The organism is Terriglobus albidus (genome assembly GCF_008000815.1).
GTDB lineage: Bacteria > Acidobacteriota > Terriglobia > Terriglobales > Acidobacteriaceae > Terriglobus > Terriglobus albidus_A.
This window is the reverse complement of record NZ_CP042806.1, coordinates 3977434-3999661: the sequence shown is the minus strand read 5'-3', so window position 1 is coordinate 3999661 and position 22228 is coordinate 3977434. Positions and strand designations below refer to the sequence as shown.

Genomic DNA, 22228 nt, shown 5'->3' with positions numbered 1-22228 from the left:
TCGAATTTGTCGATACATCTAGCTGAACAGAAACTCCTTCGTCCGAAGCTCCTTGATCGTATCGCGCAGCTTTGCTGCCTTCTCAAACTCGAACTGTTTGGCTGCCTCGCGCATCTCGGTTTCGAGCTTCGCGATATAGCTGTCCAGTTCCTGCTGCGTCCCGAACTCCGGCATTCCTTCCGCCTCTGCCGTCAGGTCCGCATAATCAGCTTCCAGCACGACCGCCAGCGAATCATCGATCGCGCGAACGACAGTTCTCGGTGTGATGCCGTGTTCCTTGTTGTAAGCCATCTGTGCTTCACGGCGGCGGCTGGTCTCGTCGATCGCTCGCTGCATGGAGTCCGTCATTTTGTCGGCATACAGGATTGCCCGGCCTTCCAGGTGACGTGCCGCACGTCCAATAGTCTGGATGAGAGAACCCTGAGAACGCAGAAATCCTTCCTTATCGGCGTCCAGAATGGCCACCAGGGAGACCTCAGGCAGATCCAGACCTTCGCGCAGAAGGTTGATGCCGATCAGCACGTCGTACTCGCCTTTGCGCAGATCGCGCAACAGCTTTACCCGTTCCAGCGTCTCGATCTCCGAATGCATATAGCGGCAACGGACACCGACTTCGGTGTAGTACCCGGCGAGATCTTCGGCCATACGTTTCGTCAGGGTTGTGACCAGGACACGCTGGTTTCTTGCTGCCCGATCGCGAATCTCACCCAGCAGGTCGTCGATCTGTCCTTTGACCGGCCGAATCTCGACTTCAGGATCGATGAGGCCGGTGGGACGGATGATCTGTTCGACAACCACGCCTTCTGCCTTTGTCAGTTCGTATGGTCCGGGAGTCGCCGACACATAGATGATCTGCCCGGTGCGCGATTCAAACTCCTCGAAGCGTAGCGGCCGGTTGTCGCGTGCCGACGGCAGGCGGAAACCGTAGTCCACCAGATTCTGTTTCCGGGAACGGTCGCCGTGCCACATGCCGTGCAACTGCGGCACCGTGACATGCGACTCGTCGATGAAGATCAGGAAGTCCTTCGGGAAGTAGTCCAAAAGCGTCGGCGGAGGCTCACCCGGAAGACGTCCGGAAAAGTGGCGCGAGTAGTTCTCAATGCCGTGGCAGTAGCCGACGGACTTGATCATCTCCAGATCGAAGCGGGTGCGCTGGTGGATGCGCTGCGCTTCTACCATGCGGCCCTCTTTTTCAAGCTGCGCCTCCCACTCGGCGAGCTCTTCGAGGATGGAGTCCATGGCCGACTTCTTCTTCTCCGGCTGCACTACGTAGTGCGACTTCGGATAGATCGGTAGCCGAGAATAGCGCTGCTTGACTGTGCCGAAGAGAGGATCGATCTGTGATAGAGATTCAACCTCATCGCCGAAGAGCTCAATCCGGTAGGCGTTTTCGTCGTAGGTTGGATAGACCTCAATGACGTCTCCGCGGACACGGAAGGTACCGCGGCGGAAGTCGTGCTCGTTGCGCTCGTACAGGATCTCAACCAATCGCCTGGTGATATCTTCGCGGCGGATCTGCTGACCTTTTTCAAGCAGTAGCAGCATGCCGTAGTACGCTTCCGGCGAGCCCAGACCGTAGATACAGCTCACGGACGAGACGATAATGCAGTCGCGGCGCTCAAAGAGAGAGCGTGTCGCTGAGAGCCGCAGCTTATCGAGCTCCTCATTGATGGTGGCTTCTTTTTCGATGTACAGGTCGCCCGAAGGAATGTAGGCCTCAGGCTGGTAATAGTCGTAGTAGCTGACGAAGTATTCCACCGCGTTATTCGGGAAGAACTGTTTGAACTCGTGATAAAGCTGCGCGGCCAATGTCTTGTTGTGCGCGAGCACAAGCGCGGGACGGTCAGACTGCTCGATGACCTTCGCCATGGTGAAGGTCTTACCCGACCCCGTCACACCGAGCAACACCTGGTGCTTTTCACCGTCGTGCAGACCGGTCATGAGCTCGGTGATGGCGCGCGGCTGGTCTCCCTGTGGCTTGTAGGTGGTGGAGAGCTGAAAGTCCATCCACTAAGAATAGCAGGAGAAAGAAAAGCGAATATGCGACGATCGAAAGTCACAGTAGAGAAGCAGATTTCTCCGCTCCCTGCGGTCACTCCGAGATGACAAATCAAAAAGGCGACTTCCATTGGTCCTAAGCGAGGCCGGCGAGTTTACGGGTTTCCTCCCAGATGTCCTCGTCAACCGGAATGCCTTTCTCCATGTTTTCGGCCCGGGTAGCCGGCAGCCGCTCGCCGGGATAGCGAACTTTAGCCTTTGGCTCGGTATGCAACGAAGCGATGATCTCGTCGCCTATGGTGGACACCGGCCCAAGTGCTGCGGGATTGATTGCCAGAAAGACCTGGGAGACACCAGACTCACGCAGCGGATCGGGGGATACCTGGTGCGTGGCCTGTCCAAAGGAGAGCGTCGCTGCGACCACGTCCAGCATCATCGAAAAGGCTGACCCCTTCCAGTAGCCGATGGGAAGAGGGTGGTGCGATTCGAGGATCGCCTTAGGATCGCTGGTGAGGTTGCCGTCCTTGTCGAAGCCGCCGGGAACGGGAAGCCGTTCGCCGCGCGCCGCGTAGCCGTCTAGAGCGCCATAGGAGAACTGTGACATGGCGAAGTCGATGAGGAAGTGAGCCCCATTCGCACGGGGAACTGCAATCACCAGCGGATTGTTTCCGAGCACAGATTTGTTGCCTCCCCAGGGGGCCATGTTCGGCATGGTGTTCGTGAAGCAGATGCCGATCATGCCACTCTCGGCGGCCTGCAGGCCATAGGTTCCGGCGCGCATCCAGTGATTGGTGTAACCGATCGTCACACATCCGATTCCATGCTGATGGGCCAGCGCAATCGCCCGTCCCATTGTGTGCCACGCATTCAGATTGCCCGGGCCGTAGTTGCCATCCCAGCGCTCCAGTGCGCCGAAGCCGGAGACCGGGGTCGGAGAGGCCTCAGGACGGACAGCGCCATTCTCAATCAGCTTCGCAAAGCGAGGGAAGCGAGCGATTCCGTGCGTGTAGACGCCATCGCGGGTAGTTTCGGCAAAGAGATTGGCGCACTCCTGGGCACGCGCCGGCGTAAAACCGAGGTTGCGAAGAGCCAGAACGAGAGTGCGGACAAGTTCGTCATACGGAATGCGCAGCATAGAACCAGCTTAACGAACTGGCCGGTAAGGCGATACCGAGACACCGTGATCCGCATAGCGCTAGAGCATTTTCCCTGTTGCTGGGTAGCCTGGAATTGGCGCGCAACGGCGTTTTCATTGCGGAAAACACCCATAGATGCGGAAGCTTATTCAACACCTTCAGGGAAAAAGCTCTGTCCTGCGAGAATAAGACGCATGGAAGAGTTTTCGACCGGCTCGCAGCGCTCACTCATGGTGGCGCTGCTTGTGGCTGGTGCATTATTCATGGAAAATCTGGACGGCACGATTATTGCCACCGGTCTGCCGAAGATCGGTCAGGCGTTCCATGTCGCTGCTGTCGATGTGAACGTCGGCATGACTGCCTATCTGTTGGCGGTGGCCGTTTTTATTCCCATCAGTGGCTGGGTGGCGGACCGCTGGGGCGCACGCACTGTCTTTGGTTCCGCGATCGTTGTTTTTACGCTGGCATCGGTGCTCTGTGGCATCAGCCAGAATCTCTGGGAGTTCACCCTGGCGCGTGTCCTGCAGGGGATTGGCGGCGCCATGATGGTTCCGGTTGGGCGGCTGATGGTAGTTCGTGTCACCCCGAAGGATCAGATCATGATGGCCATCGCTTGGACGATCTGGCCCGCGCTGGTTGCTCCGATTCTTGGACCTCCACTTGGCGGCTTTATCGTCGACCACTGGTCGTGGCGCTGGATCTTCCTTCTGAACGTGCCGATTGGCATCGGCTGCCTGATCGCAAACTGGGTCCTCGTCAAAAACACCCACGAGGAACGCCCTCCCGTGTTCGACTTTCTCGGGTTCCTGCTGGTTGGAGGAACTTGCTTCTCACTCGTCTATGCGATGGAGCTTATCGGGCGCGAGCCTGCGAACTGGAGATTTGGGGGTATCCTCTTTGTGGTCTCGGCGGCATGCGTTGTCCTTTCACGCCGGCATCTTCGCCGCGTCCCGAATCCTCTCTTCGATCTTGAGGTTCTGCGAATCCGCACCTTCTCCGCCGTTATGTGGGGAGGATCGGCCTTCCGCGTCGCCATCTTCATGGCTCCGTTCCTGCTGCCGCTGATGTTCCAGCTTGGCTTCGGTCTCAATGCCTTTCAGTCCGGTTCACTGACTCTGGCTGTCTTTGCCGGAAACCTGGCGATGAAGCCGGTAACGACGCCCTTGCTCCGACGCTTCGGTTTCCGCACGGTGTTGCTCTGGAACGGCGTGCTCACCGCAGGAACATTGCTGTGGTGCGGTCTGCTCCAACCCTGGACACCGCACTGGCTGGTGCTTATCGTGCTCTTCCTGAGCGGTCTTGGTCGCAGTATGCAGCTCACGTCCCTAACGACGATGGGCTATGCGGACCTGCCGAAGGAGAAGATGAGTACCGGTTCTGCCTTTGCCAGTACCGTACAGCAGATGACCGTTGGAGGTGGAGTCGCCTTCGGTGTGCTTCTGCTTCGCGGATCAGCGGTCCTGCATGGTCGCCACGGCGGAACTCCACAGGTTATCGATTTCCGGTGGGCCTTCTACGTCGTAGCAGCGCTGGGGTTAATAAGCCTGCTGGATGTCCGCACATTGCCTCATAGCGCCGGAGCGGCGGTTAGCGGGCATCTGGTCGAACATGAGGAGCCTGTCGAAGCGTGAACGAAATTCATGCAGGCCATTTGGAATGGTTCATCCCCGTACCCTATGCGTTCAGGAAGACGCATGTCTTCTCATGGAGGATTTAGAACGGACAGGATCTTTCCAGAAATCAGGAAAGAACGATAGCTTACGGGACAGACTCGAAGGGAGCTTCTCCTCCATGAGCCCGAGTTTGTATCCAAGTATCTTGGCTGTCGATCGCACGAAGACTTCTGGTAACAAATAGAATCTGTTTGGCCATAGGTACGAAATCTCTGAGCGTAGAAACCGTAGACCTTCTCCGTCTGCTTTACCGAAAGTCTCACGCATCCAGCTTTCGCGGTGATGGCACACGCCTATGTCAAAGTAGCGTCGGAACTCCTCAATCGGACTGTAGGAGTGCGAATGATATACCTGAGCATCAGCCTGGTATACCGTCTTCCATCCAGACATAAGCATCTTAGCGGCGACGACAGAATCTTCCGCGATGATGACGTCGCTGGGAAAGCCGCCTACTGACTGGAGGGCTTCTACGCGATAAGCAGCAAAGCTATTCGAGGAAAAGGCTGCTTTGATGCCGAACTGCCTGCGGCTTTCAAAAGTTCTTACCTGACTGACGCCTGGGTAATTGAACAAACGAGCGTGGGCTTCAAACGGCCCTGCACCTGGTCGCGGCAATTGGCGGCCGTATGACAATCCAATCTTTGGATCCAAGAACGGCGCTATCAGTTGATCGATAGCTTCTTCATTTGCGAGCACTGCATCTTGAGTCATATACACAACCAAAGATGCCCAGTGAACATGGTGGAGAGCCATCTGGCGTGTGCCGCCGTGGTTGAAATTCGCTCTATCGATTCGAATAAGCTGGAAGCCCTCACGAAGAGCTAATTCACAGGTACGGTCTTCAGAGGAAGAATCGACGATCGTGATCTGATGCGGCAGAAGTTTTTGAAGGTGCAAACCAAAGATAAGGCGGTCCCAGTTTTTTTCCGCATTACAGGTAGGAATAATGACAGCGATCTGCGTACGATCAATGCCCACCTGTTCGCCATCGCACTTCTCAGCATTGACCAACGACATCTTATCTACCTTAAGCCCGTAGAATCACAACGAAAGCATGATGCTACTAGATTTTTTATGATTTTGGTTTTGAAAGAGATCTTAGATACAGAGTAACAGAGCGACTGCCCCAAGTTGGTTACCTATCGTTCCAATAGAAGAACACCGGCCCCGACAAACAATGCGGCAATCCAGCGGCGCTTATCTACCTGTTCTTTCAGGAAGATGCGGGCTGAAACCGAGGTCGCGATATAGGTAAGAGAGGCGGTTGCCGGAGCAATCAGCGAAAGATCGGCAACTGAGAGCGCATAGAGAAGGGCGAAGAAGCTGACCGCCATACAGCCGATGCCGGCCACCAGAAACGGACTAGTGACAACTGCTTTAATCGCTCCGCCGAGGCCCGATTTTGCGCGAATCTCATCGAGATCCCCCAACCGGCGCATAGCGCCAGCGATGAGGATGTCACCAGCCGTAGCAAAGACGACCACGGTCCATATCGTCACCCATGCGTGCAGTGAGACAGCTGGAAGATGCGCGGTCACACGCTGGCGGAGATAGTGGGATCCGGCGGAGATGGAAGGAATTGAAAGCAGCGAGAAAACCAGAGGACACTCCAGGGTCGTCAGAGGCTATGTCAGCAGCCTATTGAGGCTGCCGAAGAGGTGAGGGCGCAATGGTCACTCCATTTCTTACCTTACAGCAGCTATCCGTGCTATTTAGCAAGCCGAGCTCCATTCTGCTGCGGGACGCTGAAGCACCCCGGAGCGCAGTCGAAGAGTTTCTTCAGAACGGCGGCGAAGGACAACAAGAGGAAGAGCATCCGCAGACCTTCAAAGATGTTGCCTGAGGATGGATCATGGTGTCTCCTCGGCATGTTCTGTCCTTGAGGGGCCCTGCGCCACAAATCCGACACCGACAACGATCAGCGAGATCCCCAGCCAGCGCGACTTGGAGATATCTTCGTGCAGAAAAAACTTTGAGAGCAGAGCAATGATTACGTTGCCGAAGGCTGTTGCCGGATAGACAAAGCTGACGTCTGCCCAGCTCAGCGCTGTGATGTTGCATGCCATGAAGCCCAGCAGGACCAGAATGCCGCAGATGACCCAGGGATTGCCGATTGCGGTAAACAGCGTTCCCAGGTGATGCAGATCGACGGCGCCGACCTGCTGCATCCCTCGCGCCAGCAGGAAATCGCCGACCGCCGCTCCGACCATGACGCACATCAGGATCAGCCAGCGTTGCGGAGTCAGTGTGTGATGCGTGGAGCTCATCCGTTCATCTTTCTTCGGCAAGCATGAGGCGGGGCCAAAGCCCCGCCTCATGTTGTACAGCCTGTATTGGTACTACGCGTTCATGCTGACGGATTCCTGCTGCTTCATCGCATTCTCCGCCTTCTTCTGTTTCACGACCTTGTTGCGCTGCGAACGCAGCTTCAGGAAGGCCTTGGCCTCCTGGTACAGACGAGGAACGTCGCGGTTGACGATCGCCTTCCAGATCACGCGGAAAGCCGCCTTCGGACGGAAGTAGTACTCGTCATAGAAGCGGTGCACCATCTCGAGGACGTACTCGGTCGGCAGACCGGGGTACTCGATGTGCGCCATCTGGTGGCCGCTATCGTCCGACATAACCTCGTTGGTGATGAAGCCGTTCTTCTTGGCGTAGTCGTAGAACTCGGTGCCGGGGTAGGCGTGTGCGATGGAGACCTGGATGGTTTCGCAGTCCAGCGTCTTGGCGAAGTTGATCGTGTTACGGATCGACTCCTTGGTCTCGCCCGGAAGGCCGAGGATGAAGTCGGCGTGGATGACCAGGCCGAGATCGTGGCAGTCCTTCACGAAGTCGCGGGCGCGCTCGACGGTAGCGCCCTTCTTGATGTTCTTCAGGATCTGCGGATCGCCGGATTCGAAGCCCACGATCAGCAGGCGGCAGCCGGCTTCTTTCATGGCCTTCAGCGTGTCGCGGTCGGTGGTCACGCGCGAAGTGCAGGACCATGTGATGCCGAGCGGCTTCAGCTTGCCGCACAGCTCGATGGTGCGCGCCTTCTGAATATTGAAGGTATCGTCGTCGAAGAAGAACTCCTTGACGTCGGGGAAGTTCTCCTTGGCCCACTTCATCTCGGCGGCGACGTCGTCGGTCGAGCGCTTACGCCAGGCATGGCCGGAGAGGGTCTGCGGCCACAGGCAGTAGGTGCACTGCGCCGGGCATCCGCGGGTGGAGTAGAGCGCGATGTAGGGATGCAGCAGGAAGGGGACGTTGTACTTCGTCACGTCCATATCGCGCTTGTAGATCTGAGTCGCCCAGGGCATCTGGTCGAGGTTCTCGACCTGTGGACGGTCAGGATTATGCTGAATGGTGCCGTCGGCATTGCGATAACTGATGCCGAGGATCTCGTGCAACGGCTTGCCCTGCGCAAACTCGACGACAGAGAAGTCAAACTCGCGGCGGCAGACAAAGTCGATCACCGAGCACTCGTTCAGGGCGCGATCCGGGTCAGTGGTGACCGGCGGTCCGACGAAGGCGATCTTAATGCTGGGGTTGGCGTTCTTGATGGCCTGTGCCAATGCGTGGTCGCCGGCCCAGCCTACGGTCGAGGTGAACAGCACCAGGAACTCGTAACCCTTGGCGATCTCGATCGTCTCGTCTGCGGAGATGTGGTGCGGAGGGGCATCCAGCAGACGCGAACCCTCAAGCATTCCAGCCGGATACGCAAGCCACACGGGATACCAGTACGACTCGATTTCGCGGGTAGCGGGCCAGCGGGAGCTGGCTCCGCCGTCAAAATTCTCAAACGAAGGCGGGTTAAGAAACAGCGTTTTCAGCGGCATGGTAGTACCCCTGATTTTACCATTCGGGCCTGGGGAAACTTCCCCGGAACCGGGGCAGGGCGTCTCAGAAGCTCCGAATGGAACCTATGCAGGTACCGCTATTTAAAGTATTTTCCCTGTTGCTGGGGATCCCGGAAGGGCGCGCAGCGGCGTTTTCTTGCGGAAAACGCCCATAGATGCGGAACGCCCACATTACACCCACAGGGAAAACGCTTTTAAGGAAGGTTTTGCCGGGAGGTGGCCGTGGTCAGCCCCTTAGCGTCCACAAATACGAGCCAGAACTTCGGATGCAGGGAATAGAAGAAGGAGCGATAGACCAGGACATGGTCGCAGTCGCCAAGGGTGACGGTCGTTCCATAGGCAGAACAAGGGCTGCTAATCGCGCTCGGAGTGCCCATGGCTTCCTTGACGATGGATTCCGGTTCCTGCGGAAAGACCTGGTTCAGACGAGCATCCAGACGGCGGTCGTGATACACACCGTAGATCACCCCTCCTACCAATAGCAGGATGATGAGCGGAAATACCTTACGCATTCCTGGTAAGAGTGCGAATCAGGGCTTTGAGGTTGCCGCTGACGGAGCTTGCGGCAGCGTATTGTCCAGCCGGACAGAGCTCTTTAACCACTGTTCCAGTTGACCGGTAACGCGCAAGGCGCTGATCTGCGTCTGACGAAGCGCGAGGTCAGCATCCAGTAGATCCAGAAATTTCTGGCGCTCCTGAATGCGTGCGTTCTGCTCATCTTTCGGAGTTGGCTGCGGAGCGTTCGGATTTCCCGAACCCTGGTTGAGCTGAATCTGCACCGCTTCCAGTTGCTGTTGCGCCAGGTCCCGGTCCAGCGTGGCAATCTCGGTGCGTACGGCGAGTTCCGGCAGCGCGTTTACGGCCTTCGCACGGCCCTCCAGAAACTCTTTCTTGACGCGGTCTGCGTCGTATTGCGCTCGCACGGCGTCCGCGACGGACTCTCTCGCTTTGGCGCGGAGATTGGCATTGAAGATGGGCCAGTTCAACTGAATACCGAAGGAGAAGTTATTTCTCTGGAAGTTCCGGTAGTAGTCCTGATAGTTGTTGAACTCCGCATAGCGGTTGTACTGGGCCGCGAACGCAATCTGCGGACGATACATCTTGCGCGAGTCACCGAAGGCCACCTGGAACTTCGACTGCGCGCTGGCGTATGCGGCCTGGATTGCGGGAATATTGGTCACCGCCGGTGTCTCCGCAACCGGAGCAGGCGGCTGTGGAATGCTGTCGTGAATCGTACTCAGGCCTTCTGGCGGAAGTCCGGTCAGATTCGCCAGATGCTGCCGCTGAAAGTTCGTATCGCTTTCGGTATGCAGACGTGCGAGCCGTACCTGAGCTGCGGTAAGGCGGGATTTGGTGAAGTCGATCCTGCTGTCCTGGTTTGCATCGAGCCTGGCCTGGGTAATCTCCGTCAGCCGGGAAGCGGAGGCCAGCTGCTGCTGCAATCCGTCCAGGCGTTGCAGATCGTGATCAAGGGCAAGATAGGTGAGTGCGGTGTCTTCTGCGACCGCCTGACGTGCATCCGCGAGGGCGTAATTGGCAGCTTCAAGCCCCATCCGCGCAGCCCGGATGTAGTTCTTTTGCGACTGGTCGAAGACCAACGATTGCACTGTGAAGCTATAGAGCGTCGGCTGGCCGACAGGGAAGCCGTAGGAGTAGCCGAGACCTGAGCCCGCGCTGAGCGACGGAATAAAGACATCCCTTGATTCGGAGAGTACCGCTGTCGATTTGGCGACATCGGCCTCGGCCATCTTGACCTTAGGGCTATTGCGAAGGGCGAGGTCGATGGCGGAGCTGAATGAGATCTGGGCGTGCGCCGCCGGAGCTGCCAGGGCGGCAGCCAGAACAACAGGAAAGCAAATGACAGAGCGTACAAGCCTCAAAACTGAGAATCCTTCAGAACCCTTATGTGACCTGTGTTCCATCGTACAGGTGAGCGTCAACCGTTTAGATTCTTTCTGATGCCGGTGCGATGCGAGTTGTTTAGAGCAGTTTCCCTGTTGCTGGGTAGCCCGAAAAAGAAGTGCAGCGGCGTTTTCATTGCGGAAAACGCCCATAGATGCGGTAGCCCTACTCTAGACCTACAGGGAAATGCTCCTACTCCCCCAGCATGATGCGTTGGATGCCGTTGGCCCGGCCCGTCGCTCCGTCGCAACGGATCAGGGTGGCGCACATCTTGGGATTGCCCTTGGCCGCCTCAAACTTCCCCGGTGCGCCGGTGAGGAAACGGTTCAGGACAAGCTCTGTCTGGACTCCGATCACGGAATCGTAGGGGCCGGACATGCCCACGTCTGTCTGATAGGCCGTACCGCCCGGAAGGATGCGCTCATCGGCCGTTGGGATATGCGTATGTGTGCCCAGAATGGCTGTCACCCGGCCGTCCAGATACCAGCCCATGGCGACCTTTTCGCTGGTTGCTTCGGCATGGAAGTCAACAAAAATGACCTTCGCTTTAATGTCGCGAAGCAGCGTGTCGGCTTTGCGGAAAGGATCGTCGTTCTGCTGCATGAAGACCCGCCCCTGCAGGTTGATGACGGCATAGGTCTGGCCGTCAGGAAGTGTGCCTTCGTAGACGCCGAACCCTGGCGTTGCGGGCGAGAAGTTCGCGGGACGGATGATCCGCCGCGCGCGGTCATGCGAGTAGGACGGGACGGAGGCGACGTACTCGAGGATCTCTTTTTTGTCCCAGAAGTGGTTGCCCGTGGTGATGACATGGGCGCCCATGTCGAAGATGTCTTCGGCGAGGGCGGGAGTAATGCCGAAGCCTCCGGCGGCGTTTTCACCATTCACGATCAGGAGGTCGACGGTGTGTGTCTCAAGGACGTGAGGCAGATGTTCGGTAACAATACGGCGACCGGCCGAGCCGAAGATATCGCCGACAAAAAGGATATTCACACGCTTAAGGATAGTTGGAAGGAAGCCGTGTTGGCCAACGATCGATCGAAAGAACGATTTGAATCGTGCGTAAAAGCATTGAGCCCAGTCGAAACCGGGCTCAATGCAGAGAACGAAGAAATGAAGGTTATTCCGCAGACTCCCCATGCTCCTGCTTCTCCGCCTGTTTCTGTTGCGGACGAAGCAACGGGAAGAGGATGACATCACGGATCGAGCGCGAGCCGGTCAGAAGCATGGTCAGGCGATCGATGCCGATGCCTTCACCGCCGGTCGGAGGCAGACCATAGGCCAGGGCGCGGACATAGTCTTCGTCCATGGCGTGAGCTTCTTCATCGCCGCGAGCCTTCTCCTCAAGCTGCATCTCGAAGCGGCGGCGCTGGTCTTCGGGGTCGTTCAGCTCGCTGAAGGCATTACCGACTTCGAAGCCGCCGATGTAGAACTCGAATCGCTCTACCCACTCCGGTTCATCGGGCTTCACTTTGCTGAGCGGCGATACCGCGAGAGGGAAGTCGTAGATGATCGTGGGCTCGACCAGATGCTCTTCGGCAATGGTCTCGAAGACAGTTGCAATGGTTCTGCCGAGCGGCTCCTTCGCATCGTAGGGAAGATCGATACCGGCCGAGCGGAGTTGCTGCACGAGACCGGCAACGGTGTCGTGCGAACCAAAGGCGTCCATCGATGGCTTCGTGCCTGCGGCCTCAGGCCAGAAGGTGATGATCGCCTCACGCATTGATAGACGCCGCCACTTGGCGAGGTCTACCTCCACCATCTGTCCTGCACGCTTGCCCTTAGGGAGCGGGAAGCGTGCGACGGTGGTTCCGTTCACCTCGTTGGCGACATAGGTGACCAGCTCTTCGGTGATCTGCATCAGGTCCCAGTAGTTCGCGTAGGCCTGGTAGAACTCCAGCATCGTGAACTCGGGATTGTGCTGGGTGCTGATGCCTTCGTTGCGGAAGTTGCGATTGATCTCGTAGACGCGATCGACGCCGCCGACGACAAGGCGCTTGAGATAGAGCTCCGGAGCGATGCGGAGATAGAGGTCCAGGTCGAGCGCATTGTGATGCGTCTGGAACGGACGTGCCGCCGCGCCGCCCGCGATGGACTGCATCATTGGGGTCTCCACCTCGATGTACCCACGCGAGTCGAAGTAGTTGCGAATGGCGCGCAGTATCTTGGCGCGCTTGAAGAAGACCTCACGTGAGGGGGCGCGCAGGCGCTGACCTTGCTGAAGAGCGCCGCCTTCTTCAACTGGAGAAATCTCCTCGAAGTCTCCCGTATCGGTGAAGAGGTCGAGGTAGCGGCGGCGATAGCGGGTCTCGATATCTGCCAGGCCGGAGAACTTGTCAGGGAGCGGCAGCAGAGCCTTGGTCAGGAAACTGAGCGACTCGACGTGAATGGTGAGTTCGCCAGTGCGGGTGCGGAAGATGTAACCCTGCACACCGATGTGATCGCCGAGATCAAGAAGCTTGTAGAGCGCGAACTGTTCTTCGCTGACCGCGTCCTTGCGGACGTAGATCTGCAGGCGCTCGCCGTTCTGCTGCAGCGCCGCAAAGCCGGTCTTTCCCTGCAGGCGAATGGCCATGATGCGTCCCGCTATGGCGACAGGCGGCTTCTGCGCGTCCAGATCTTCAGCGGACAGCGTGCTGAACTTCGCTCGGGCCTCCGGGATGGTCAGCGTCACCGGATAGGTGTTGGGATACAGGGGCTGGCCGAGCTCGCCGATCTTCTTCAGCGTCTCGATGCGCTCGCCATACAGCTTTTCTTCAAACTCTGATTCGAACAAAAGAAATACTCGCTTCTCAAAAGGACTTGAAAACTCAAGTATATCCGCCAATTTTTCGAGGAAAAATGTCTCCGTTAGGACAGCAAAGGGGACCGCATGCGAGGATGCGGTCCCCTGGGGGAGGACTGCTGGTTGGGAACATTGGCAGAACGTGCCAGATCCGTGCTGCCAACAGTCGCAAGGACCAATCCGTAAAGGGAAAGTTGCGCTTCCGTGCGGAATTTTTTCCGTGGTGGTGTAATAGGACACGCAATGAGCGAGGAAAATCGCACTCCCGGCAAGCCAAAAGGCGTCCTTGGCGACCTGGTTAAGGCTGAGTCCTTTATCCAGTTGGCTTTTGCGCTGCCGATCGGGTGTTTGGTGGGCTGGCTGCTCGGCCATTGGATCGACACCAAGCTGGGGACGCACTGGATTGGGGTCGTAGGCATCCTGGTGGGTGCAGCCGGCGGTTTCATCCAGATCTACACCGTCGCTTCGCGTTATATGAAGAGGAACAATTGAACCTGCCGGACGCTGCCAGTTATACCGACGACGACTTTCGCCGCCTGATCCTGCGCTCCATGAAGCTTGCTACCATCCTGGCTCTAGTGGGTGCTGCGGGCGTGTGGCTGAAGTGGGGATGGCGGTCTGCCATTCTGCTGCTGGTCGGCGCGGTGATCAGCACCAGTGGCCTGTGGGAGTGGCTCCGCCTCATGACGGCTGTGATGGCCCGCATGGATGCCAGTGAAACCGTGAAGAAAGGGCGGTCACTCGGTTTGGTTCTGGCGGGCTTTTTCATGCGCCTGGGGCTTACTTTAGTGGCTCTGTATGTTAGCCTTAAGTTTCTGGATGGTTCGGTTTACGCGCTGGCGGCCGGCCTCGGGCTGGGCGTTTTCGCCCTGGCGTTCGAGGGGGCCAGGTTGGCCCGCGTCTGGACCGTCTAGGAAGTCCTTCAGACAGGTTATTTGCCCCAAGATATGCCTCACCAGTTGCTGTTTACCGAGATTCTGAATTCACATTTTGGCGGTCTGGCGAACGGAATCCTGCATTCTGTGGGCGTCACGCCGAAATATCCCGCCGCGCCGATCTCCAATGCGTTTGCGATGGAGATTCTGGTGGCGCTGATCCTGCTGCTCTACTTTGTCGCTGTACGCCTGACGCTCAGCGTGGAAACTCCCGGTGGAGCGCAGCACCTGGCGGAGATGACCCATGAGTTCGTCTCCGGACAAGGTGAGAGCATTATCGGCCACGGCTATGAGAAGTTCACTGGCTACCTGACCGCCATCTTCCTCTTCATCCTGCTCTCGAATCTGATGGGGCTGGTTCCAGGGCTCGAGTCGCCGACCGCTGACAAGGTCGTGCCGCTGGGTTTGGCGATTCTGACCTTCTTCTACTATCACTGGTACGGCATCAAAGCGAATGGATTCGGATACATCAAGCAGTTCCTGGGGCCGGTCTGGTGGCTGGCACCCTTGATGTTCCTCATCGAGGTGATTTCGCATCTCGCCCGTGTGCTCTCGCTCACCGTCCGTTTGTACGCAAACATGTTCGCCGGTGACCTGCTGACCATGGCCTTCTTCTCGCTGGTGCCTATTGGTATTCCGCTGGTCTTCCTCGGCCTGCACCTTGGCGTTGCCGTGATTCAGGCATACGTCTTCATGCTGCTGGCCACGATTTATGTCAGCCTCGCGGTCTCGCACGAGCACTAGACCCCGGCTGAACGACAAGTTTGACGCATGCGGTACCGGCTTCCATCGCATGCGGAGCAGCACCGCTATGAGCGTGAGGGGGTCAGCACGGTGAACCTCAACCACCCACTGATGGCGGAATTCCGGAAGCACGGAGTAACTCCAATGCGTAAGCTTCAGTATCTGTTCATGACGGCCGCCGCTCTTCTGCTGGCGCCTGCCGCGTTCGCTCAAACCGCCGAAGGCGGCAAGAGCGGCCTGTTCTACATCGCCGCCGGCCTGGGCATGGCCCTCGCCGCCGGTCTCTGCGGTCTGGCTCAGGGCAAGGCCACTGCCTCTGCCGCCGAAGCGCTGGCCCGCAATCCTGGTGCCCGCCCCGGCATCTTCACCTTCCTGATCCTCGGCCTGGCCTTCATCGAGTCCCTGGCCCTGTTCACCTTCGTTATCATCTTCCTGAAGGTTCAGTAAGCGATTCGCAGTACATGAACATAAAAAGCCCTCGCTTCGGCGAGGGCTTTCGTTTGCTTTGAGCGCCCACACTATGTGTGGGTGCCCCACATACGCGAAGCTTATGTGGGTGTATCGAGCGTAAGCTCGATCCGTATTCGAAGTCTGACTACCGCAATTGCGATTGGCTAACAAGCAGGTCCTTCGCTACGCTCAGGATGACAGATCTAGATAGCTAGATATCGAAATAAGGCTTGGCAAGTTTGAACCGTTCGTAGAAGACGGATCGCGCAGAGCGCGATGATCCCACATCTCGGCAGAGCCGAGATATTGATGGGATAAGGAAGAAGGCTTCAGCGAAGATCGAGATAGGTAAGGGTTAGAGGACTGACCTATCGGGAAGATCAGGAGAAGCCTTCTTATGCAGATTGTAGGTTGTGATTTCCATCCGCAGTGGCAGCAGGTTTCATTTTTAGATCAGGAGACTGGCGAGTACCGGGAAGCGAAGCTAGTCAACGGTGATGGGGAGGCGGAGCGGTTCTACCGGTCGTTGTCTCCAGGAGCGCTTGTAGGGATCGAGTCGTGCGGCAACGCGCAGTGGTTTATTGATCTTCTAAGCAGTCTGGGTCACACGGTGTGGGTCGGAGATGCGGCGAAGATCCGAGCCAGCTATGTACGGAAGCAGAAGACGGACCGCCGGGATGCGGACCATATCCTGAAGCTGCTGGTGGAGGACCGGTTTCCGCGGTTGTGGACGCCTTCAGCCAAGCAGCGGGATCTTCGTCAGCTGCTGATCCACCGACACAAGCTGGTGGAGATCCGGACCCGGGTGAAGAACGGGCTGCAGCACCTGGCGATGAACCGTGGCGTACAGAAGCAGTCGCGGCTGTGGAGCGTTCGGGGGAGGGCTGAGTTGGAAAAGCTTCCCCTGGAGGGCTGGAGTGCTCGTCGACGGGAGGATCTGTTGGAACTGATGAAGGGTCTGGACCGGCAGGTCAAGGAGCTGGATGAGGCAGTCGTACAAGCGGCCAGGGAGGATGCGAAGGCGGAGCTGTTGATGAGCCAGCCGGGAGTCGGCCCGATCACGGCGATGGCCTTCGTACTGACGATCGGCGATGTGAGCCGGTTCGAGTACAGCGGGAAGGTCGCCAGCTATCTGGGCCTGATCCCCAGCGAATACACCTCGGGCGGCAAGCGGAAACTGGGAGCCATCAGCAAGCAGGGTAACCGGTTCATGCGCCAGTTGCTGGTGGAAGCAGCACAGACGGCCTGCCGGCTGGATGAGGGATTTCGAAAGCAGTATCAGGCTCGCTGCCACCACAAGCCGAAAGCAGTGGCCAAGGTGGCGGCAGCAAGGAGGTTAGCAGTGCGACTCTACTGGATGCTCAGGCTGAACAAACGCTATCCAGAGATCGCCCATATCGAGAGCAGCTCGGGGGTGCCCCTGGCCATCCATGGTCGTGACGTTGAGTGAGCGCTTTCGCATCCAGCACAGGCTGGATGTCCGCATAGAAGCATCATGGCCTGTTGTATACGGTCGAATCGATGGTTGGTGGGGCTAGGCCCCACAGAGATGTGATGCAGCGTTGAGTTACCCCAGAAGACACCGGTCCTCTAACCCCTTGCCTCTGGACTCTCAAACGGTGCCCTCGCATCGAATAATGACGTACGCTCTTTTTACCCCTTGACACAGTCTTCTTCCTTATCGAGGGGCACCCAGAGTGTGAGTGGACAAACAAAAACGCCAGTGACCATTGGTCACCGGCGTTCTGTTCTTTCGAAGAGTCTTAGTGGTTGCGCGATACTTGCACCGTCGCTCCGCGCTGTGCCAGTCCCAGAACCTTGCCGGGCAGGACGCCCAGGAGCAGCGTCGCGAGCACCGCGCCGGCGATAGCGATAGCGGCTGCCGGAGAGCTGCCCTCGAACTCGCCGGCCTCCTCACCGAGCCTGCGGCTGTACAGGGCCGTCAGCAGCCGGAGGTAGTAGAAGCAGGCGATGCCCGAATTCAGCAGGCCAAGTATGGCCAGCCATACGTGTCCGGCGCCGATGGCGGCGTTGAAGACGTAGAACTTGCCGAAGAAGCCGCCGGTGAAGGGAATGCCGACCAGCGAGAGCAGGAAGAACGCAAGAGCTGCAGCCAGCACCGGATGCTTCTGCGCCAGGCCGCGGTAGTCGTCGATGGTCCGGAGAGGCTCGTCATAGCCGCCAAGCTGGCTGATGACGGCGAAGGCTCCGACATTCATTGCCGCATAGCCTGCGGTGTAGAACGCGGCCGCAGCGATGCTATCTGCCGGCAGCGCCGTATAAGCCACCATCAGGTAACCGGCGTGCGCGATCGATGAGTAAGCCAGCATGCGCTTGGCGTCCTTCTGCAGCAGAGCGCCGAGATTGCCGATGGTCATCGAAAGCACAGCGATGATGCCGATAAGCAGTACCCAGCGGGCATGCAGTAGCTCAGAGCTGTAGGTCGTGGCGGTGACACGCAGGAGTACTGCGAAGACAGCTGCTTTTGGGGCAGTCGACATCAGTCCGACGACCGGAGCAGGTGCGCCCTGGTAGACATCCGGAGTCCACACGTGGAAGGGGGCAGCCGAGACCTTGAAGCCCAGGCCGACCAGCATCATGGCCAGGGCCAGGAAGGCCATCGCCGGGAAAGCGGTGATGCTGAGCCCAGAAGCGATACCGGTCAGCGAAGTCGTACCGGTCGCGCCGAAGGCGAGGGCGATGCCATACAGGAAGAAGGCTGTCGCAAAGGATCCCAGAAGGAAGTACTTGAGCGAGGACTCGGAGGCGGTGGCCTGTCCCTTACGATAGCCAGCAAGGATGTAGGTGGAGATCGACGAGATCTCGAGGCCGATGAAGACCATCAGCAGCTCAACCGAGCAGGTCATCAGCATCATGCCAACGGAGCCGAAGAGCACGAGCGCAAAGTACTCGCCTGAGTGCGAGGTAACTCCCGGTTTGAAGTAGTCGAGTGAGACAAGAAGTGTCAGCAGAACGATCGACGCAATCAGCAGATGGAAGAAGACGGAGAAGGTATCCATCTGGATCGACCCGGAGAAGGTGACCAGAGTCTGGTGAGTACGCAGTTGCAGCAGTGTCGCACCGGCGGCTCCCAGCGTTCCCAGCACCGCCAGCCAGCCAAGAGCCTTCTTGGACGCCGTTGGCGCGAAGAAGGGATCGGCCAGCATGATCAACACGCCGGTTACGGTCAGAACCACTTCGGGGAGGATCGAAAGCAGGGCAGAAGACATTAGTGCGCACCTCCCTGGGTGCTGCTTACCGGAGTTCCCGGGAGATCTATGGAGGAGTGTGGATCGACAACTCGTAGATCCACGACGGCCGGTCGATTTGTAGTGCTCGCGCCGAAGCTATCGATTGCCCGCATCCAGTACGGCGAGGCAACACCCATCACCACGAAGAGAATGGCCATCGGCCAGAGAGCGATCTGTTCACGCGCATCCAGATCCCATCCTGAGACTTCATCCGGACGACGTCCCATGCCACCGTAGAAGACTCGCTGAATGGCCCAGAGCATATAGCCCGCACCGAAGATCACGCCGGTGGTGGCAATCGTGGTCCAGACCATGGGGTGAGCGATATAGATGGTCTGCAGCGAGCCTGACAGTGTCAGGAACTCACCCACGAAACCATTCAGGCCGGGCAGGCCAATATTTGAGAGCGCGGTGATGACAAACAGTGTCACCATCCACGGCAGCTTCTGTGCCACACCGCCGAGCTCGCGCATATCGTAGGTGCCGTAGCGCTCATACAGCGCACCCAGCAGCATGAAGAGCGCGCCGCCGGAGATTCCGTGGTTGATGATCTGGTAGACGCCACCATCGATACCGGCAACCGTGAAGCTGAAGATGCCCAGGGTAATGAAGCTCAGGTGGCCTAGGGTTGAATAAGCTGCCAGCCGCTTCAGGTCATTCTGGACGAGAGCGACCAGAGCGCCGTAGGCGATACCGATTGCGCCCAGTGCGATCATCAGCGGCGCGATCTGACGCGACTGCTCCGGGAAGATGCCAAAGCTGAAGCGCAGGATCGAGTAGAGACCGAGCTTACCGGCCAGCACCATCACGGCTGCGGTTGGAGCTTCGAAGATCGCGTCCGAAAGCCATCCGTGCAGCGGGAAGACCGGAACCTTGACGGCGAAGGCAACCAGGAAGGCCAGCGAGGCCAGCCACAGAGCCGACTGGTTCGAGGAAATGCTGTGCGACGCGGCCATCTGCTGCAGCATAGGCAGATCGAAGGTGCCGGTCTGCGCATAGACCCACAGCATACCGACCAGCAGAATCGCCGAAGGAATGAAGGCGTAGAGGAAGTACTTCAGGGCAGCCTTCGCGCGCTTATCCGTGCGTCCGAAGGTGGCGATGAGAATCGTCATCGGAACCAGCGACCACTCCCAGAAGCCATAGTAGAGGAAGAGATCGAGTGCGACGAAGACACCGATCATTGCCGTCTGCTGCAGCAGGAAGAGCGTGTAGAAGAGCTTCTCGCGCCGGTCGATAGCGCGCCAGCTGATCAGAACACCCAGCGGAGCCAGGAAGCCGGAAAGCACCACCAGCCACATGGACAGGCCGTCGACGCCCAGGTGATAGCGGATCGCCGGCGAGGCAATCCACGGAACGTTCACTTCAAACTGATAGCCGGCGAGGCCGTACTGATAGTGTGCCGGCAGATGCAGCGTGAACAGGAAGGTCAGCAGCGTGACCACCAGTGCTCCCCACTTCTGCAACGTGGGATTGGCCGGCAGCAGCGCAAGCAGAATCGCCCCAACGGTAGGGAAGAAGACGATCAGCGAAAGGATGGAGCTGTCTATGGTCATTAGTGCGTTGCTCCAAAGGCTTTGAGACCGAAGGTCATGGCGATCAGCAGAACGGCGGCGCCTAAGGCCAGCCAGCCTGCATAGGAACGAATGTTGCCCGACTGGATCTTACGTGCCAGGTAGCCGCCGCCCCTGGCGGTAAGACCGAGGGTCGCTCCCGTGCCGTCCACGACACCCTTATCGATGAATCCTGCAAGGAACAGTCGGGTAAACACGAGAGTCGGAATAACAATCAGGCCGTTGTAGATCTCGTCGATGTAGAACTTGTTGGCGAGAACGTTGTAGAGGGTGCGGTTCTTCTCAGCGAAGGCGCCCAGGGTGCCAGGCTTCTTGTAGTAGAAGATGTAGGCAAGTCCCAAGCCGATTGCAAAAGCCAGAACTGAGAGTGAGGCAAGTCCTAGTTCGAGCCCATGATTCGCTACTGGAGCTGCGGCTGGTTCACCAAAGACTGGTGAGAGGAAGTGCTCGATCTCCATACTCCCCTTCATCGCCGCGGGAATACCAACCCATCCACCGATGATGGAAAGTACAGCCAGAATCGCCAGCGGAATCGTCATGATCGCCGGAGACTCATGCACTCCGTGTGCATGACCATGATCATCACCATGGTGGGCATCCTGCGCCGGTTCATGGAACTCACCGAAGAAGGTTTTGAACCACAGGCGAAACATGTAAAACGAGGTCATACCGGCGGTGATCAGGCCAATCACCCAAAGAACCTTATTCCCTGATGCAAAGGTCTGGTACAGGATTTCGTCCTTCGAGAAGAATCCGGCGAGTCCGGGGAATCCAGCGATCGCGAAGACACCAACCGTCATGGTCCAGAAGGTGACGGGAATCTTCTTCCGCAGGCCGCCCATGGCGCGCATATCCTGCTCTCCACCGATGGCGTGAATCACCGAGCCGGCAGCGAGGAACAGCAGAGCTTTGAAGAAGGCGTGAGTCATCAGGTGGAAGATAGCGCCGGTATAGGCTGCAACGCCGCAGGCCAGGAACATGTAGCCGAGCTGCGAGACCGTTGAGTAGGCCAGGACACGCTTGATATCGTTCTGCACCAGGCCGATCGAGGCCGCGAAGATCGCGGTAAGAGCACCGATCACTGCGACGACAGAGAGGGCTGTGGGCGAGTGAGCAAAGAGTACGTTCGACCGGGCCACCATGTAGATACCGGCGGTCACCATCGTTGCAGCGTGGATCAGCGCTGAGACCGGCGTCGGGCCTTCCATGGCGTCCGGCAGCCAGACATACAGCGGAATCTGCGCCGACTTACCGGTAGCGCCCAGTACCAGCAGCAGAGCGATAGCCGTCATCATGCCGCCCTGCCACTCCGGATGCGCCGCAATCTGTCCGAAGACTTCGGTGAAGTTCAGCGTGTGGAACTGGGCAATGATCAGAAACATCGCCAGCAGGAAGCCGAAATCGCCGATGCGATTGACGATGAACGCCTTCTTGCCTGCGTTTGCTGCCGAGTCCTTCTTGAAGTAGAAGCCGATCAGCAAGTACGAAGCCAGACCTACGCCTTCCCATCCGACGAAGAGCAGAAGGAAGTTGGCTGCCAGTACCAGAACCAGCATGAAGAACATGAAGAGGTTCAGGTAGGCAAAGAAACGCCAGTAGCCTTCCTCATGCGCCATGTAGCTGGTGGCGTAGAGGTGAATCAGGAAGCCTACGCCTGTGACGATCAGCAGCATCAGCAGTGTGAGGTGATCGACGTTGAAGGCGAAGTTGACCGTGAAGCCCGAGACCGAGATCCAGGGAGCACCGACCAGCGAGATCTGCTCCGGTCCACCTCTGGCAAACATTGTCGAGGCCAGCTTCAGTACCAGGGCAAAGGGGACGGCAGTAAACAGCAGGGCAATCGCCGCTACGACAGTGCGCGGAAACTTCCGGCCCACCAGGCCATTGATTAGGAAGCCGGCGAAGGGCAGTAGCGGGATCCACCAGAGATAGCTAAATTCCATG

Annotated in this window: 20 protein-coding genes; 7 read left to right on the top strand and 13 right to left on the bottom strand. The window is 58.0% G+C overall.

The genetic code is table 11. The annotated features are described in order from the left end of the window. Window positions 1-18: 18 nt before the first annotated feature. Both uvrB and yiaK read right to left on the bottom strand, forming a co-directional pair. Entirely contained in the window at window positions 19-2007 is a 1989-nt protein-coding gene (uvrB, locus tag FTW19_RS15710; protein ID WP_147648505.1) for an excinuclease ABC subunit UvrB, read from the bottom strand. Window positions 2008-2134: 127 nt separating this feature from the next. Continuing rightward, a complete protein-coding gene (yiaK, locus tag FTW19_RS15705) occupies window positions 2135-3133 on the bottom strand; it encodes a 3-dehydro-L-gulonate 2-dehydrogenase (protein ID WP_147648504.1) in 999 nt (332 codons plus the stop codon). A 195-nt stretch (window positions 3134-3328) separates the two neighbouring features. Here yiaK and FTW19_RS15700 point away from each other — a divergent pair, with 195 nt between their 5' ends. Beyond that, a complete protein-coding gene (locus FTW19_RS15700; protein WP_222705465.1) occupies window positions 3329-4765 on the top strand; it encodes an MDR family MFS transporter in 1437 nt (478 codons plus the stop codon). Between the two features lie 51 nt (window positions 4766-4816). On the opposite strand, the gene FTW19_RS15695 is transcribed toward FTW19_RS15700, so the two are convergent. Continuing rightward, window positions 4817-5824 (bottom strand): glycosyltransferase, encoded by a 1008-nt coding sequence (locus FTW19_RS15695; protein ID WP_147648503.1) that lies wholly within the window; start codon window positions 5822-5824, stop codon window positions 4817-4819. 122 nt (window positions 5825-5946) lie between these two features. Further along, on the bottom strand, window positions 5947-6306 hold the full coding sequence (locus tag FTW19_RS15690) for an EamA family transporter (RefSeq protein WP_246153335.1): 360 nt from the start codon (window positions 6304-6306) through the stop codon (window positions 5947-5949). 170 nt (window positions 6307-6476) lie between these two features. Here FTW19_RS15690 and FTW19_RS25835 point away from each other — a divergent pair, with 170 nt between their 5' ends. Beyond that, complete coding sequence (locus FTW19_RS25835; protein WP_187143003.1) at window positions 6477-6650, top strand: hypothetical protein; 174 nt, start codon at window positions 6477-6479, stop codon at window positions 6648-6650. A 7-nt stretch (window positions 6651-6657) separates the two neighbouring features. Here FTW19_RS25835 and FTW19_RS15685 read toward each other — a convergent pair whose 3' ends face one another. The 6 genes from FTW19_RS15685 to lysS all read right to left on the bottom strand — a co-directional run bounded on the left by FTW19_RS15685 (window position 6658) and on the right by lysS (window position 13321). Further along, complete coding sequence (locus tag FTW19_RS15685) at window positions 6658-7074, bottom strand: EamA family transporter (protein WP_147648501.1); 417 nt, start codon at window positions 7072-7074, stop codon at window positions 6658-6660. 72 nt (window positions 7075-7146) lie between these two features. Next, window positions 7147-8625 carry a hopanoid biosynthesis associated radical SAM protein HpnJ gene (gene hpnJ, locus FTW19_RS15680; protein ID WP_147648500.1) on the bottom strand — a complete coding sequence of 493 codons (1479 nt, stop codon included), beginning with the start codon at window positions 8623-8625 and terminating at the stop codon, window positions 7147-7149. A 215-nt stretch (window positions 8626-8840) separates the two neighbouring features. Continuing rightward, window positions 8841-9158 (bottom strand): hypothetical protein, encoded by a 318-nt coding sequence (locus tag FTW19_RS15675; RefSeq protein WP_147648499.1) that lies wholly within the window; start codon window positions 9156-9158, stop codon window positions 8841-8843. A gap of 18 nt (window positions 9159-9176) precedes the next feature. After that, a complete protein-coding gene (locus FTW19_RS15670) occupies window positions 9177-10526 on the bottom strand; it encodes a TolC family protein (RefSeq protein WP_187143002.1) in 1350 nt (449 codons plus the stop codon). Window positions 10527-10740: 214 nt separating this feature from the next. Further along, window positions 10741-11538: a TIGR00282 family metallophosphoesterase gene (locus FTW19_RS15665; RefSeq protein WP_147648497.1), complete on the bottom strand. Its 798-nt coding sequence runs from the start codon at window positions 11536-11538 to the stop codon at window positions 10741-10743. 127 nt (window positions 11539-11665) lie between these two features. Continuing rightward, window positions 11666-13321: a lysine--tRNA ligase gene (lysS, locus tag FTW19_RS15660; protein WP_147648496.1), complete on the bottom strand. Its 1656-nt coding sequence runs from the start codon at window positions 13319-13321 to the stop codon at window positions 11666-11668. Between the two features lie 252 nt (window positions 13322-13573). Between lysS and FTW19_RS15655 the strand changes: the two genes are divergently transcribed. From FTW19_RS15655 to FTW19_RS15635, 5 genes are all read left to right on the top strand, one after another. Continuing rightward, window positions 13574-13822, top strand: a complete 249-nt coding sequence (locus FTW19_RS15655) for an AtpZ/AtpI family protein (protein WP_147648495.1) — start codon at window positions 13574-13576, stop codon at window positions 13820-13822. Then, window positions 13819-14244, top strand: coding sequence for an ATP synthase subunit I (locus FTW19_RS15650; protein ID WP_246153334.1), 426 nt, complete (start codon window positions 13819-13821; stop codon window positions 14242-14244). The genes FTW19_RS15655 and FTW19_RS15650 overlap by 4 nt, the downstream gene beginning before the upstream one ends. Before the next feature lie 33 nt (window positions 14245-14277). Further along, complete coding sequence (gene atpB / locus FTW19_RS15645; protein ID WP_147648494.1) at window positions 14278-15009, top strand: F0F1 ATP synthase subunit A; 732 nt, start codon at window positions 14278-14280, stop codon at window positions 15007-15009. A 27-nt stretch (window positions 15010-15036) separates the two neighbouring features. After that, window positions 15037-15456, top strand: coding sequence for an ATP synthase F0 subunit C (locus FTW19_RS15640; RefSeq protein ID WP_348641821.1), 420 nt, complete (start codon window positions 15037-15039; stop codon window positions 15454-15456). 400 nt (window positions 15457-15856) lie between these two features. After that, complete coding sequence (locus FTW19_RS15635) at window positions 15857-16909, top strand: IS110 family transposase (protein ID WP_147647179.1); 1053 nt, start codon at window positions 15857-15859, stop codon at window positions 16907-16909. A 313-nt stretch (window positions 16910-17222) separates the two neighbouring features. Here the strand turns inward: FTW19_RS15635 and FTW19_RS15630 are convergent, their stop codons facing one another. Genes FTW19_RS15630 through nuoL form a run of 3 tightly spaced genes read right to left on the bottom strand, consistent with a single transcriptional unit; the run spans window position 17223 to window position 22227 of the window. Next, entirely contained in the window at window positions 17223-18689 is a 1467-nt protein-coding gene (locus FTW19_RS15630; RefSeq protein WP_147648493.1) for an NADH-quinone oxidoreductase subunit N, read from the bottom strand. Next, window positions 18689-20266 (bottom strand): complex I subunit 4 family protein, encoded by a 1578-nt coding sequence (locus FTW19_RS15625; protein WP_147648492.1) that lies wholly within the window; start codon window positions 20264-20266, stop codon window positions 18689-18691. The genes FTW19_RS15630 and FTW19_RS15625 overlap by 1 nt, the downstream gene beginning before the upstream one ends. Beyond that, on the bottom strand, window positions 20266-22227 hold the full coding sequence (gene nuoL, locus FTW19_RS15620) for an NADH-quinone oxidoreductase subunit L (protein WP_147648491.1): 1962 nt from the start codon (window positions 22225-22227) through the stop codon (window positions 20266-20268). Before nuoL ends, FTW19_RS15625 begins: the two co-directional genes overlap by 1 nt. Window position 22228 lies beyond the last annotated feature (1 nt).